This window comes from Photobacterium sp. SP02, from assembly GCF_038519165.1.
In the GTDB taxonomy this organism is placed as follows: Bacteria; Pseudomonadota; Gammaproteobacteria; order Enterobacterales; family Vibrionaceae; genus Photobacterium; species Photobacterium halotolerans.
The window spans coordinates 1-17491 of sequence record NZ_JASJOJ010000049.1; the positions used below are offsets into that span (position 1 = coordinate 1).

General features: G+C 53.6%; 2 protein-coding genes. Both read right to left on the minus strand.

Features of this window, described 5'->3' with window-relative positions:
- A partial coding sequence (locus tag P0Y67_RS17300) for an amino acid adenylation domain-containing protein (protein WP_342392898.1) occupies positions 1 to 12906 on the minus strand: 12906 nt, incomplete at its 3' end.
- A 536-nt stretch (positions 12907 to 13442) separates the two neighbouring features.
- Positions 13443 to 17366 carry an ATP-dependent RNA helicase HrpA gene (hrpA, locus tag P0Y67_RS17305; RefSeq protein ID WP_342392899.1) on the minus strand — a complete coding sequence of 1308 codons (3924 nt, stop codon included), beginning with the start codon at positions 17364 to 17366 and terminating at the stop codon, positions 13443 to 13445.
- Between the last annotated feature and the right edge of the window lie 125 nt (positions 17367 to 17491).

Genomic DNA, 17491 nt, shown 5'->3' on the forward strand with positions numbered 1-17491 from the left:
TACATCGTCCATTTGGAAGCCTGTAAAGCCGGTATGACGGGCCTGCCCCGCCATTATCAGCAACTGACGTAGCGACTGCGGCACAGTGCCGCCTGCCAGAGCAGCTTCAGCAAGTGGTGTCACCATAAAGGACACCTGCGCGCCACTGTTTTGCCACCAGTGCAGCAAGGCATCACTGTCGCCTTTTACCTGTAACGGCGGCAGCAGCAGCGTTCCGCCCAGCGACAAAGCAGGCCAGATCTCCCAGACACAGGCATCAAAACCCAGTCCCGCCATACAAGTGCTCTTCTCCCGAGCCTGCAACCCGGTTGCTTCAGCATGCCAGCCAATCAGATTCATCAGCTGAGCATGTTCAACCATCACCCCTTTAGGATGACCGGTAGAACCTGAGGTATACACCACATAGGCCAGATGCTCAGGACGAACCATCGTCTCTGGCGCACCAACAGACAAAGGTGTTGCCAGCGGCTCATCCAAAGCCAGAACAGGAACCTGCACATCACCCAGTGACTTACGGCCAGCCGAGTCGGCCAGCAAAAGCACCGGGGCGCTGTCTGTCAGAATATAGTGAAGCCGTTCAGCCGGATAATCCGGATCCAGCGGCACATACGCTCCTCCCGCCTTTAACACGGCCAGCAGCGCAACAATCATGTCCGGCTTGCGGGCAGCGCAAACTGCCACTCTTGTTTCGGTGCCGACACCACGGGCAATCAATCCATGAGCCAATCGGTTTGCCCGGTTGTCCAGCTGGCCGTAGCTCAGAACTTCATCACCGCATACCAGGGCAACGGCCTGAGGAGAGCGGCTGGCCTGCTCTTCAATCAATTGATGCACACTGTCGAAACCGGGATAGACACGCTCAGTCTGATTCAGACCATGAAGCAACAGCTTGCGTTCTCTGTCAGACAAGATATCAACCTGCGACACCGGCTGACTGACATCGGCCGCCATCGTTGTCAGCACCGCCAGCAGATAATCACCAAAGCGACGCACTGTCCCGGCCTCAAACAATGCAGTGGCAAAATTCAGCATACCGGTGATCTGCTCACCGCTCTCTTCCAGTGCCAGGGTTAAATCAAATTTAGCAATATCGTATCCGAGTCCGGCCTCGGCCACCTCCAGCCCTGGCAGCGTGATGTCGCGAACCGTGCCATCCTGCCAGGACAGCATCACCTGAAACAGCGGTGTTCTGTCGAGCTGACGAGGCGGATTGAGCGCCTCCACCACCTGCTCAAAAGGTAAGTCACTGTTTTCACGTGCTGCAAGCACGGCCTGTCTGACCCTTGTCAGCAAGGTATCCAGAGAGGGAGCGTCACGCAGGTCGATATGCAGAGCCAGGGTACTGACAAAGAAACCGACAACAGGCTCTACCTCCAGCCGTCCGCGGTTGGCATCGGGCATGCCTATCACAACCTGCTGCTGTCCCGACAGCCGCGACAACACGATCCCCCAGGCCGCCAGTACTGTCATAAAGAGCGAGGTTCCGTGTTGTTTGCTGAGATGGCGCAATGACTGGGTCAGCGCCTCATCAATTTCAAGCGGCACCTCTGCGCCGGCAAAAGACTGAACCGGAGGGCGTGGTTTGTCCGTCGGCAACGTCAGTTGCGTCGGTGCATCGCCCAGCGAGTCACGCCAGAACTGTACCTGCCTGTCCAGCTTATCCTGACTGAGAGACTCTCGCTGCCAGTGGGCATAGTCAGCATACTGCAGCCTGAGCGGCGGCAAGGGGTTCTCCCGGTTGTGGCTAAAGGCCTGATATAGCTCACCCAACTCTTTCAGCAGGATTTTGGTTGACCAGCCATCGGAGACTATGTGATGGCAAACCAACACAAACAGAGTGTGATTGTCCGTGATCTGCCAGACATGGGCGCGGACCAGTGGCCCCTCAGACAAATCAAACGGTGCTGCCATCTCGCGACGAGCCTGAGCCAGCGCCTGACGCCGGGCGTCCGCTTCCGGTTCGGCCCGCAAATCATGCCATGACTGGGGCATAGCCTGCTCAGGCAGGAAACGCACCTGGGGCTGATCTCCCTGCGTTGCTACAGTACTGCGCAGGCTTTCATGACGTGAATACAGCGCATCCAGACTCTGGCTGAAGGCGGCCTTATTAAGCGCCCCCGTCAATGTCAGTGCTACCGGGATATGATAGGTCTCACTGGTGCCTTCGATCTGACTCAGAAACCACAACCTTTGCTGGGCAAACGATAAGGGCACTGGCTCTTGCCTTGAAACAGGCGCAACAGGACGCTGCCGGATATCTCCCTCACCCTGCAGCTGTTCGGCCAGCGCATGCAGTACAGGCGTTGAGAACAGAGATGGCAGCGACAGTGTCCAGCCAGCCTGTTCAATCCGGTTGGCCAGTTGTACCGCCAGCAGAGAATGCCCGCCCAGGTCGAAGAAATTATCATTGCGACCCACAGATTCCACACCCAGCAAAGAGGCCCACAAGGCAGCCAGCAAGCCCTCTTTTTCACCCTTCGGCGGCTCATAGACTTCGCGGTTCCCTGCCAGCTTTTCCGGTGCCGGCAGAGCACGTTTATCCAGCTTGCCATTGGTTGTCAGCGGCATTTCGTCCAGACAGACGAATGATGCAGGTACCATATAGTCCGGCAGACGTTTTGACAGGAACTGACGCCATTGTCCGGCCAGTGTTTCCCTGTCAGTCTGCCCCTTAACGACAACCCAGGCCACCAGCCGTTTATCACCATCGGCAGCCTGCCAGGCATCGACGGCCACATTGGTCACCTTCGGATGGGCAAGCAGTGCCGCTTCCACTTCACCGCATTCAATGCGGAAACCACGAATTTTGACCTGCTGATCGTTACGCCCTAAATATTCCAGCTCACCGTTCGGCAGATAGCGGGCCAAATCACCCGATCGGTACAAACGCCCGCCGTCATGAAACGGATCGTCAAGGAAACGCTCTGCATTTAACGCCGGCCGGTTCAGATAACCACGTGCGACACCGTCACCGCCCACATACAATTCACCGACCGCGCCGGACGGCACCGGCTGACCGTACGGATCCAGCAGATACAGACGAAGATCAGACAGACGATGCCCAATCGGGCTGCCACTGGCATGAATATCCGCCGGTGACATGGCACGATAAGTCACATGTACCGTTGTTTCGGTAATCCCGTACATATTCAACAACAGCGGCGCATCGGCACTGTGACGGTCGTACCAGGGCGCGAGATCGGCCGGGTTGAGCATTTCACCGCCAAAGATGATGTATCTGAGCTGGTGCGGTGTATCATCCTGCGCCTGAATAAAGGCTTTGAACGCGCTCGGGGTCTGGTTCAGCACAGTGACACCACTCTGGCAGACAAGGCGGTAAAAGTCCTTTGCAGAACGGGCTGTTGCCTGTGGCACCATCACTAAGCGGCCACCGTGTCTCAGCGCTCCCCAGATCTCCCATACAGAAAAATCAAACGCAAAGGAGTGGAACAGACACCAGACATCCTCAGCATTGAAACCGAAATCGGCATCTGTGGCAGTAAACAGACGGTCAACCTGGCGGTGCTCAACCATCACTCCCTTGGGTTGGCCTGTTGAGCCGGAGGTGTAGATGACATAGGCCAGATTGGCCGGTGATAAGCCCGCAACCTGCGGATCACGGCTATCCCCTGCCAAAGGCTTATCCAGCGACAGCAGAGGTATCGCTTGTTCTCCGAGAGCAGAACGACCCGCTTCATCGGCCAGTAATAATACAGGCGCAGCATCCTGAACAATGTATTGCAGACGTTCGCCGGAATAAGCCGAATCTAACGGCACATAGGCACCCCCTGCTTTGAGAATGGCGAGAATAGCAACAACAGTGCCGATCCCCCGCTCCGTACACAGCGCAACCAGAGTATCTGGCCCGACACCACGCGCGATCAGTTCATGAGCAAGCTGATTGGCCTGCTGGTTCAGAGCCTGATAACTCAGATGCTGATCACCAGACACCAGAGCGATGGCATCCGGTGTTTTCGCTGCTATCGCTTCAAATCTATGGTGGAGACAACACTGCTCTGTAATCTGATTGTCAGACTGATTATTGCCATCTAATAACCACTGACGTTCAGCATCCGGGAGAAGGTTAATGCGGCTAACCGGCTCTGACACACCTTCTGCCATCGCGATCAATACCTGACGCAGATACGCAACATAACGTTCAGCCGTAGCACGATCGAACAAGGCGGTTGCGAAATACAGTGCCCCTGCAACTTCCTGTCCGTGATCGGTGAGATCCAGTGTCAAATCATACTTAGCGGCCGCGTAGCCCGGTGCCAGGGGTTCCGCATCCAGTCCCGGTAAGCAAATGTCGTGAGCAGTATTCTCCAGCCAGGTCAGCATCACCTGAAACAGTGGCGTATAAGCACGTTGTCGTGGCGGATTGACCTGCTCAACCACTTGTTCAAACGGCAAGTCGCCATTTTCCTGCGCCAGAAGCAATGTCTCGCGAACTTGCTGTAACAGTGCCGGACACTCAATGTCGCCGGACAGATCCAGTCGCAACGCCAGTGTGCTGACAAAGAAACCCATCATGGGCTCGGTATCTAACTGCCTGCGATTGGCATCCGGGGTACCAATAACAACATCCTGCTGCCCCGAGAGTCGGGACAGCACTATGCCCCAGGCGGCCAGTACAGTCATAAACAAGGTGGCACCATTACGCTGGCTGAACTGGCGTAATGCCTGGACCAGTTCGGCCTCCAGCCGTATCGCAACCTGATCACCGGCAAACGACTGCACGACAGGACGAGGACGGTCTGCCGGCAACGTCAGTAATACGGGTGCATCACTCAGCTGTTGCTGCCAGTAATCTGCCTGGCTCGACAATCGCTCTGGCGTCAGCCACTGACGTTGCCAGCTGGCATAATCCGCGTACTGCACGGGTAACGGGCGTAGCGGATTCTGCTCGCCTTGTGTAAATGCCTGATACAAAGCTGCCAGTTCACGCAACAAGATGCCGTTAGACCAGCCATCGGATACCAGGTGATGACAGGTGAAGGTAAAGATCTGCTCGTTATCACTGAGCCGGATAAGGCTGACACGCAGCAAGGGACCATTCATTAAGTCAAACGGTCTGCTCGCTTCACTCGCGGCGATCTGGATCGCCTGCGCTTCTGCCTTGTCTGTATTGTCTGTATCGGATAGTTGATCTGCATTGGATAGTTGACGCAAATCATGCACAGTCAGCGGCAGTTCAGTCGCAGGCAGGATCTGTGCACAGGGCTTGCCGTCCTGACTGCTAAACACAGTGCGCAACGCTTCATGGCGCGCATAAATGGTATCCAGGCTGCGTTGCCAGCACGAAATATCCAGCGCCCCCCGTAGGCGCACCGCCAGTGGCATGTGATAGATTTCACTCATGCCATCCAGCTGTGTCAGAAACCATAAGCGTTGCTGGGCAAATGACAATGGCAGGTGTTCACCGCGCACAACGGGCGCAATAGGCGGTAATGCGTCAGTATTGTCTGTCGTCAGCTGGCGGGCCAGTTGATGCAGCACAGGATTGGCGAACAACGCCGACAGAGCCAACGGCTGACCTAACTGCTGCATCCGGTTAGCCAGACGTACGGCCAGCAACGAATGGCCTCCCAACGCGAAGAAGTTATCATCCCGGCCTACCTGCTCCACCCCAAGCAAGGCTTCCCACAAAGTTGCCAGCCGCTGCTCAGTTTCATTTTCGGGTGGTATATAGTCAGCACGTGACTGGCTAGATTCCTGAGGATCCGGTAATGCACGGCGATCCAGCTTGCCATTGGGCGATAACGGCATCGTGTCAATCGGCATAAAGGCCACAGGTATCATGTAATCCGGCAGCAGACCGGTCAGATAGTCCCGCAATCCGGCTCCGTCCGGTTCACAACCCTCAGCTGCCACAAACCAGGCGATCAGACGCTTGTCACCATTACTGTCACAGAGGGGGCTGTCACTGCGGGCGTCCACAACGACATCGTGCACCTGCGGATGCGTCAGCAATACAGCCTCAATTTCACCACATTCAATACGAAAACCGCGGATTTTTACCTGCTGATCATTACGGCCCAGGTATTCAATGTTGCCATCCGGCAGGTAGCGTGCCAGATCACCGGTCCGGTACATACGTCCGCCATGTTCGGCATTGAACGGATCACTGAGAAACCGTTCAGCGGTCAGTTCAGGACGATTCAGATACCCGCGGGCAACCTGTATCCCTCCGATATACATTTCACCCACCGCGCCTAAAGGCACTGGCTGACCGTATTTGTCTAACAGATAAATACGGGTATTCGCCACCGGGCGACCAATAGGAACGGTCACCAGATTTGTCTCGCGAGAACAATGCCAGGCGGTAACATCAACTGCGGCCTCGGTCGGCCCGTAAAGGTTGTGCAATTGTGCATGCGGTAACTGACGGTAACATGCCTTCACTAAAGAGGCAGGCAGCGCCTCGCCACTGCAGATAACCCGCGCGACAGGCTGACAGCGTTCTGCCGCGCCGCTGTAGGCCAGAAAGCTTTGCAGCATGGAAGGTACGAAGTGCAGAGTTGTTACCCCGTAACGGGCAATAGTACGGCTGAGATAATCCGGATCTTTATGCCCTTCAGGACGTGCCATCACCAGTCTGGCCCCGTATATCAGCGGCCAGAAAAACTCCCAGACTGACACATCAAAACCAAACGGTGTTTTCTGAAGTACCGTATCCTCTGCGGTCAGCCCATAGGTTTCCTGCATCCAGATCAAGCGGTTAACTATGCCCCTGTGCTCATTCATCGCGCCTTTCGGTTTACCTGTTGAACCCGAGGTATAGATGACATAAGCCAGATTGTCCGGCTGCGACTGTGGTGCTGGATTATCGCAGCTCACATCAGATGGCAGGTTGCCGTTTAACGACAGTTCAGGAATGGCGTGCTTGCCGAGCGCATTGCGCCCGGCATCATCAGTCAGTAGCAGGACAGGATCAGCATCTTGCAGAATGTACTGTAACCGCTCGCCGGGATAAGCCGGATCCAGGGGAACGTAAGCGCCACCGGCTTTAAGAATGCCAAGCAGACCGATCACCATGGCCAGACTTCGCTCAGCGCAGACAGCCACCCTGCTGTCCGGCCCGACGCCAAGTGCTATCAGGGTGTGCGCCAGCTGGTTTGCTTTCGCATTGAGCTGGGTATAGCTCAATGCCTGATCGTCACAAGCCTGATCTTCACAGTCCTGATCGTCACAGACCAGGGCAACGGCATCTGGTGTGCGTGCCACCTGCGCTTCGAACAAGGTCTGCAGACATGCAGACTGAGGATAATCCCTGGCAGTGCTATTCCAGCCATTAACGAGCATGGCATACTCATTGTCCGGCACAATCGGCAGTTCACAAACCGGCAGATCCGGCGTACAGGCCAGCGCATTAGTCAATGCACTCAGCGCCTGTTGCATATAGCCACATACCCGCTCAGCCTCTATCGGCGCAATGACCTGAGCCGTCACAGACAGCATGTCGATACCGTCATCTACCGACAGCATAAAGGGGTAATTGGTTCTTTCTTCTGCAGAAATCAGACTCACCCCTTCCGGCAGAGACAGGCTGTCACCTTCGTTGTGGCGATAATTAAGCAAAGCGCTGAATAATGGTGTTCCTGCCGGTAAACCACTGCAACGCTGCGCCAGTGCCAGCGGGGCATGTTCATGAGCCAGCAGAGCACTCAGGCTTTGATGAGTCTGGCGAACGGCCTCTTCTGTACTGCGGCTATCGATTTCCAGCCGCACAGGCAAGGTGTTGATAAAGAGACCCAACGCACTTTCAGCCCCTTCGCCGGATTGCATGCGACCCAGCAACACAGTGCCGAAAACAACACTGTCCTGACCGCTGGTTCTCGCCAGTACCTGCCCCCACGCCAGGTGACAAAGGCTGGCAAGGCTGACCCCCAGTCGTTTTGCATGTACCCGCAACGCCCGATTCAATTCAGCAGGCAGCGTCAGGCTCGCTTCATTGGTTTGCAAGCCATCACCGTAAACATTACTCAAACCAAAAGGCAGCACAGGTTCAGACATATCAGCCAGCATGCGACGGAAAAACGTTTCATGCTCGCTGTCACTAACGCCCAGCCGGGCTTGTGCCACCGCATTGCGAAAAGGTTGTGCCGGTTTCAGTGCCGCTTCGTTACCTGCCATGATTTCGCTGATCTCTTCTACCATCAAGGCCAGCGTCGTATGATCACCAATAAGATGATGCCATTGCTGTAACGCGCACCAGCTGCCGTCCTGCTCTTGCGCAATCACAACATGCAGTAACGGCGCCTGAGTCAGATCCAGCCGGGTATGGCGGGGATCATAACGTGATGCCAATTGCTGACTGATCTGCCCCTGCGCCGGGTCCAGCACCAGCTCTGTGACATTGAAAGTAGCCTGTCGCCACACGACTTGTACCGGAGACGCCGTACCAGATGCCACAAAAGCAGTGCGCAAAATGTCATGGCGAGTGATAACCTGCTGCATGGCAGCCAGCCAATTATCCAGACGGGACCGGCTGTCAAACTGTAAGGTGGCTGACAGCAGGTAGGGATCGCCTTTTTCTGCTAACTGATGATGAAAATAGATCCCCTCCTGTAACGGAGAAAGTGCATAGATATCCTGCACATTGCCGACGCCGCCCGGCACACTGTCAATGATCGCACTAATCTCTTCCTGAGCGAGATCGGCCAGTGGCAACATGTCTGGCGTAATTGTTTGACTGCCAGCCCGAATCCTGTTTTCAGGTATGATCACATCGGCCTTAGGGGCCAGCGTCTGAGCCAGTACCGACAAAGTCGGGGCAGAAAACAATGCCTGCAAATCTGTCGTCAAACCGGCCTTACGCAGTTGAGCCAGCAATTTGACCACGAGCAATGAGTGGCCACCCAGTTCAAAAAAGTTATCATCGCGGCCTACACGTTCGACACCCAGCAGATCCTGCCAGATACGCGCCAGTAACGATTCTGTTTCCCCCTCGGGAGCGGCGTAAATCATTCGTCCGGTTTCAGTCAAATCCGGCGCAGGCAGGGCGCGGCGGTCCATTTTGCCGTTCGGCGATAAAGGCAAAGCTTTCAGGCAGACAAACGCAGTGGGAATCATATAGTCAGGCAGGCGTCCCGCCAGAAACGCTGGCAGCTCGGTATTCAACTCTCCCCATCCGGACTCTTCTGCTGGTACCAGCCAGGCAACCAGCCGTTTCTCTCCTGTGCTGTCTGTCAGTGCATCGACAACCGCCTCACACACAGAAGGATGCGACACCAGCTGCGCTTCAATTTCGCCGGGCTCAATCCGGAAACCCCGTATTTTCACCTGATCGTCATTCCGGCCCAGGTATTCAAGGCTGCCATCAGGCAAATATCTGGCCCGATCACCGGTCCGGTACATTCGCCCTCCCGGCTTAAAAGGATCGTCAAGAAATCGCTCAGCAGTAAGCTCAGGCTGATTCAGGTAGCCGCGGGCAACCTGTTCACCACCAAGATACAATTCGCCAATCGCCCCCAAGGGTACCGGCTGCCCCAGTTCATCCAGCAAATAGACACGCGTATTAGCGATCGGGCGGCCAATTGATGGCACTGCGGCACCTGTGTGCGGATTTCCCGATGTGGCGACAACTGTGGTTTCTGTCGGGCCGTAGTTATTCAATAATGTCAGGCCATGCGGAATGTCCAGCGGCCAGCGGCGAATACTGTCGCCACCGATCAGTAAAGTTCTCAGTGCCACAGGAAGATGACCGGCAGCAAGGGCAACTTCAGCCAGAGGCGTCACCATGAAAGATATCTGAGCGTCACTGTTACCCCACCAGCGTAACAACGCATCGCTATCACCGGATACCTCTCTTGGCGGTATCAGCACTGTGGCACCCAATGCCAGAGCCGGCCATATTTCCCACACACAGGCATCAAAACCCAGACCCGCCATACAGGTAGTGCGCTCTCCGGCTTTCAGTTCTGTCGCTTTGGCATGCCAGTGAATCAGATTGAGCAACTGGCCGTGTTCGACCATCACCCCTTTGGGCTTACCCGTTGATCCTGAGGTGTATACCACATAGACCAATTGATGGGGCTGGACTTGCCTCGCCAGGTTTTCAGATGAAATCGTCGCAGGTAAACCGGCTTCCAGCTCCAGCACAGGAACATGATGGGCACTTAACGCCGAACGGCCGACAGCATCGGCGAGCAACAACACAGGACGGCAATCATTAAGAATGAACTCCAGCCGCTCACCAGGGTAACCGGGATCTAATGGAACATATGCCCCTCCGGCTTTGAGTACCGCCAGCATGGCCACAATCAGTTCCGGACTGCGCGAGGCACAGATTGCTACCCGGGTTTCCGCCCCCACGCCATAAACCAGCAGTTCATGCGCGAGGCGGTTTGCCCGCACGTTGATCTCCGCATAACTGAATTCGGCATCTCCGCAACGCAGTGCAATGGCATCAGGCGTTTTCTCTGCCTGCTCCTCAAACATGGCATGCACGCAACTCACCGGCGGGAAGTCAGCCGCTGTTGCATTCATCTCCTCCAGCAAATAATGACGTTCGTTCGCAGTCAGCAAACTCAGCTCACCTACTGGGGTATCAGGTTCATTACACGCTTGTTCAAGGACAAAAAGCAGGTGTGTACTGAGCCTGTCCACCTGCTCATTGCCAAGTACTGCCTCGTCATACAGCCAACGGAATCTGTGCCCGGTTTTATCAATTTGCAGCAGTGCGCCGGCATCAATCGGGCAGTCAGTAGCGGCAGAAATATCAGAAATTAATTCGACCGCCAGTGGCCAGCGGGCGGTTGGCGACAGTAAAGCATGGAGCTCAGGATGGAAAGGCAGATGCGCCAGCACACGGTCACATTCCGTTGTCAATAATTGCCGGATAGCTGAAAAGTGCTGCGTCATATCCAGAGAAACGTGCACCGGCAACACAGCATCGGCTAACAGACTGTCTACCTGCCTCTGTAACCAGCCAATCTGGAAATCGGTTTGATCGCCCATTCGGGCCAGATAAACAGCGACAGCGCTCAGAAAAGTCGGCAGATCGGGCTTATTGCCCACAAACTGCCAGGCCGTAGCTTGCCAGTTTGTCTCTGACGGGGCGATTTGTCGGGCCGGAAATGCCGAAAGCATAGGTTGCTCCAGACGGGATTGCCAGAAAGAAGCAAAGCCTTTCCCTTCGGCAAACAGCGCGGTCAGGCGGGCAGCCTGCTCTTCACTCAGTGCAGGCAGACGGTGCCCCGGCTCCAGCTTACACTGCTGTGCAAGCTGTTTCCCTGATTGCACTTTTCCGGATGCGTTAAACCAGCCACCAATGCGAACGATTCCCCGTGCTGTCGCAATGTCCCATCCCTGATCGTCAATATGCAGTATCGTGCCTGGTAAGGCCGTGGTCTGGCCTTCGCACACATCCACAGTGTCGATACCGATCAAACCGTCCTTGAGTGCCAGTTTAACCGGACAAGCTTGCGAAGGATGACCTATGGCATACGACAGCCGCTCCAATGCCTCAGCGGATTGTTCCCAGCACAGCACCCCACCCGCAACAGGCTGAAGCCGGGATACATAAAAATTATCCTGCAAATCCGCCGCATCCGCTTTGGCAGCAAGGCGCACGACATCTTCAAGCTGGCTGTCAGGTTTATGGCAAAGTGACTGAAGAATGAACTGAAAGCGGCGCTGCAGGTTGTCAAGCTGCGCCAGAGAATGGATATGCGGCGCATCAACAAACATGACATCCAGTTCCTGTGCCTGCCTGTCTTCAAAAAACAGAATCTGCATATCGCTGACCGAGATATTCCCGCCATAATGCCAGCGCGTTTTACATTGCCAAAAGCTATCACCGTTATCAAAAGTGACAATATTAATCGCAGGACCAAACCATGACGCATCGGCGGCGTTTCTGTCCCGCCGGATATCCTCGCCCCGGTAGAGTTGGCGCCGAACCGTTTTCCCCATTTCTGCCGTCACCTGCCGGGCCAGATGCTCAAGGGTGTCGTCAGGGGTTAAGCGCAAGATCAGCGGAACCACATTCGCGGTCATACCTATGCCATTCCTCTCCCGGGTTCCCGCTACCGGCAGGCTGAAATTCAACTCGGTGTGACCTGTAACACTATAAAAACAAGCCGCCACTGCCGTTGCCAGCAAGTGTGCACGGTGAACACCAATTCGTGTCGCACATTGATCAATCTGATCCAAATCTGCCTTGTCGAGCACATACTTACTGATGTTCATTGCTGAATAAGGGACGTATTTTTCTTTGCGGGTCAGAGTGTGAACGGAAGACGCGGTATACTGCTTCCAAAACTGACTATCCTTGCCAGGCCGCGCCGAGCCCAGATATTTTTTATCGTTCTCATAGAGCTGGTTAAAGCCACAGCTTTCAAACTCAGGAATAGGATGCTGGCTCGCCAGCGCGTTGTAAGTCAGCACAATCCGGCGGCTGAATTCTTCCCCGCTTCTGCCATCAATCAGCATGTGATGTATGCGGCGGTAAAAAATGCACTTATCTGGTGCCAGGCTCAGTACAGCAAAATGATACAATTCGTGCTCAAGGACAGACACGACCCGGTCAGCGTCATTGCGCATCCATGCCATGGCAGCGTCCAATGGATTATGGCTGGAAGAGAAATCATACCAATACAGAGGCTCAGTCGTCGGCTTGGTGCGGTACTGATAAAGTTCGCCGTCCTTTTCAACAAATCGCGCCTGAAGAGCGGGTATATCGTTAATTGTTATCTCAACGGCCTGGCGCAACAGCGCAACATTCAATGGCCCTTCTATCACGCCATAACCCCAGAAATTAAAGGGCTGCGTTTGCGACATGGTTTCGCTCAGCCAAAGCTCATGCTGGGCCGTGGTAATCCCATGCAAAGTATGTTGCTCTGCACCGACAAAATAAAAAGACTGTAGGCTATTATCATTCAACTGAGCCTGCTTATTCATAATATTCCCTATCTTATTGTCAATACGCAATGAAACTCACCGTGCAGCCAGCATAAAAAGACGCCGACTGACAGAAAGAGCGGTAATAAAAAGTGAGGGAACAGATTTGCCCCAACATGATTAATGAGTGATATCAGCTATTACTTTCAGGTATTTACCGGACTATTCACAGCGTAAAGAAGTGTAGGCAAGAGAATTTAACTTGTCTAAACCGCATTCAGCAGCAGGAGGCATTTTTGCGTGTTGCAAGTAAAAGTGATGTAATTTTCTGTAACTGAGAAGATGAACAGTTTATAAAAAACAAAGACGCTATATTTCCGCAAAGAAAACGGCATAAACCCACATCATGAAATAAAGAGGCAAATCAGGAAAAGGTTTATAACACAATAGTCCAATCGCCCTGTCAGACTTTTATTTTCATCTAATCTTCCTAAAGATGAAAACCAGAAAATACAATCAAAAAAATTGGCGAGTTATTAACTCGCCAATTGTTTATTTATAATGATTTTTAAATGACGTTTAAATGAATCACTTCATTAACAAGAAGCGATGGCATTTCTGACTCGTTTATCAGAGACAGGATACGGTGTACCTAATTGTTGAGCGAAATAACTCACACGCAATTCCTCTATCATCCAGCGGATCTCTTTTACCTGTTCAGGTATCGGCTGACCTTTAGGGATCTTATTGAGTAATTCTTTGTAGTCATTGGTGACTGATTCAACTTTCAGTATATGTACTCTGTCTTTATTCGGGTCAATCGGCAGTTTTTCCATTCTGCGTTCAATCGCCTTCATGTAACGCAAGATATCCGGCAGACGTCGCCAGCCGCACTCAGTGGCAAACCCTTTAATGATTAAACCTTCAATCTGGGCTTTGATATCAGACAACGCAAAGGCCATACTCAGATCGACTTTCCCCTTCAATTTCTTGTTGATATTGAAGGCCGTTGTCAAAATGGCTTCTACCTGTTTGGCGATATCGACAACCGTATCTCCCAGCTCGGCCCGCACATGCTCTTTCAGCGCTTCAAACGCATCGGCATCCCAAACCAGACCGCCCTTTTCTTCAATCAGTTTATCCACGCCACAGGCAATGCAGTCATCAATCAGATCCATAACCCGCCCATACGGATTGAAGTACAGACCCAGCTTTGATTTGTTCGGCAAATTAGCATGCAGATATTTGATTGGCGACGGCACGTTCAGCAATATCAGACGACGCTGACCTTGCTGCATGGCCGTACGTTGCTCTTCCTCGGTTTCAAACAGCTTGATGCCGACCGAATCTTTGTTATCAATGATGGCCGGATAGGCTTTGACTTCAAACCCGCCACGTTTCTGCTGATAGCGTTCTGGCAATGCACCAAAGCTCCAGGTCTTCAGGCCGTCCTGCTCAATATCATCATCGGCAACCTTAGACAGGGTTTCCTGTACTTTCTCTTTCAGGCTGTCTTTCAGCACGTACAGGTCTTTATTTTCCCGAAGTTTCCGGTTGCGATGATCCACAGCGCGGAATGTGATTTTCAGGTGTTCAGGGACTTGATCCAGATTCCAGTCATCGCGCAGTACAGTTACACCTGTCATACGCTTGAGCTCTTTCTCCAGCGCATCCAGCAAAGGCATTGATAATGCCTGCACCCGGGCCAGGAACGCATCGGCATAGTTAGGGGCCGGCACAAAGTTACGTCGTAACGATTTGGGCAACGACTTAATCAAAGCCACCACCAGCTCATGGCGCAAACCCGGTATCTGCCAGTCGAAACCGTCCGGCTCCACCTGATTCAATACAGGCAGCGGAAGATGCACCGTCACACCATCTGTGTCTTCCCCCGGTTCAAACTGGTAACTCAGCTTGAGTTTTAAGCCGCCCTGATGCCAGAAGTTGGGATAATCCAGCTCAGTCACATGGCTCGCATCGCCCCTGAGCAGCATCTCGCGTTCAAAGTTCAGCAGATCTTTGTCTTTGCGGGAAGCTTCCTTCCACCAGGCGTCAAAATGCCGGCCGGAAACCACAGTATGCTCAACCCGCTGGTCATAGAATTCATACAGCGCATCGTCATCGATCAGAATGTCACGCCGGCGGGACTTATGCTCAAGCTCTTCCACTTCGCGCAATAACTGGCGGTTTTGATGGAAGAACTTGTGTTTTGTGTCCCAGTCCCCTTCGACCAGTGCTGATCGGATAAAAATCTCGCGGCTGAGTACAGGATCAATCTTGCCGTAATTCACCTTGCGTTTAGGCACAATCGGAATGCCGTACAGGGTGACTTTCTCAAAGGCCTGTACAGATGCCTGCTTTTTCTCCCAGTGAGGTTCACTGTAGCTGCGCTTGATCAGATGCGGTGCCAGCGGCTCGATCCATTCCGGCTGAATCTTGGCGGCAATACGCCCCCACAGCTTGGAGGTTTCCACCAGCTCGGCCACCATAACCCACTTCGGTTGCTTCTTGAAAATACCGGAACCGGGGAAGATGTTAAATCTGGCGTTGCGCGCGCCCTGATAGTCGTTCTTCTCCTGATCTTTCTGACCAATATGCGACAGTAACCCTGCCAGTAACGAGGTATGTACTGCCTGATAATCGGCAGGCTCCTCGTTATGGCGCAGCTTCAGCTCACGCACCACCTGATGCACCTGAAAATAAATATCCTGCCATTCCCGCACACGCAGGTAATTCAGGTAATCGGCTTTACACTGCTTACGAAATTGATTCGAAGACAACGTTTTTTGCTGATCTTTCACGTACTCCCAGAGGTTCACGAAGGTCTGGAAATCCGATTCTTTGTCATAGAAGCGCCGGTGTTTCTCATCCGAGGCCTGTTGTTTTTCTGTCGGCCGTTCTCGTGGGTCCTGTATCGACAAGGCAGAGGCAATAATCATGACCTCTTGCAGCGCACCGTGTTTCGGTGCTTCCAGCACCATACGCGCCAAACGCGGATCAATCGGCAACTTCGCCAGCTGACGGCCCACTTCAGTCAGACGCTTGCGCGGGTCGGTGGCGTTGGCGTTCATCGCACCCAGCTCTTCAAGCAGGCGCACACCGTCCTGAATATTACGGCTGTCGGGCGGCTCAACAAACGGGAAAGCCTGGATATCACCAAGGCCAATCGCGGTCATCTGCAAAATAACCGACGCCAGGTTAGTCCGCAGAATCTCCGGATCGGTAAATTCCGGGCGCGACAGAAAATCTTCTTCCGAATACAGACGAATACAGATACCTGCCGCTACCCGGCCACAACGGCCTTTACGCTGATTGGCGCTGGCCTGCGATACCGGCTCTATCGGTAAGCGCTGCACCTTGGTGCGATAGCTGTAGCGGCTGATACGGGCTGTACCCGGGTCAATCACATACTTGATACCCGGTACTGTCAGTGAGGTTTCAGCCACGTTGGTTGATAGCACGATGCGCCGGCCGCTGTGCGACTGGAACACCCGGTTCTGCTCACTGGCTGACAGGCGGGCGTACAAAGGCACGATTTCAGTGTGTTTGATATTGCGCTTATTCAGGGCATCTGCCGTATCGCGGATCTCCCGTTCACCGTTCATGAAGATCAGGATATCGCCCATACCTTCATCGCACAGCTCATCGACCGCGTCGAAAATGGCCTGCAGCTGATCACGATCGTTATCGTCACTGTCATCCATGATCGGCCGGTAACGGACTTCAACCGGATAGGTACGGCCAGACACTTCGATAATCGGCGCATTGTTAAAGTGTTTTGAAAAGCGTTCCGGATCGATAGTCGCTGAGGTGATGATCACCTTGAGATCCGGACGTTTCGGCAACAGGTTTTTCAGGTAGCCCAGAATAAAGTCGATATTCAGGCTTCGCTCGTGGGCTTCATCGATGATGATGGTGTCATACTGGCTCAGGTATTTATCGTTCTGAATTTCAGCCAGCAAAATACCGTCGGTCATCAGCTTCACTTGCGTTTTGTCTGATACCTGATCGTTAAAACGGACTTTGTAACCTACGGTTGAGCCCATCTCGCAGCCCAGCTCTTCAGCGATACGGTTCGCCACTGAGCGCGCCGCCAGCCTGCGGGGCTGAGTGTGGCCTATGGTTCCCGTGGTACCCAGCCCAAGCTCGAGACAAATTTTAGGCAACTGAGTGGTTTTGCCCGAACCGGTTTCACCGGCGACAATCACCACCTGATGCTCGCTGATCGCTTTTGCAATGTCCTCTTTCTTCTGACTGACAGGCAGCTGTTCGGGATAGCTGATCTGAGGACAGCTGCTGCGCCGGATCTCTACCGCTTGCATCGAGCGTGCGATATCCATGGCGATTTCATCAAATACCGCATGGCGAGCCTGTTCATTCTTTATCTTCGCGGCGCCCTGCACTCTTTTGTGCAGACGGAAACGATCGCGGATCAGGCAATCTTTCAGCGCGGCTTTTAATGTTTTTTCATTGTTGCGAACCTCGGTCCGCTCAGATGGAGACTTTGTAGACTGAGTCAAGTGATTTCCTGCTTGTATCAGTTGGTTGTTCAGGCTGAATGCAAGTCATCAAAAGGCCTGAACAAACGCATCATAAAACTGCCGCGATTCTACCACATAGTTTATCTTTCATCAGGCAGGCTAAA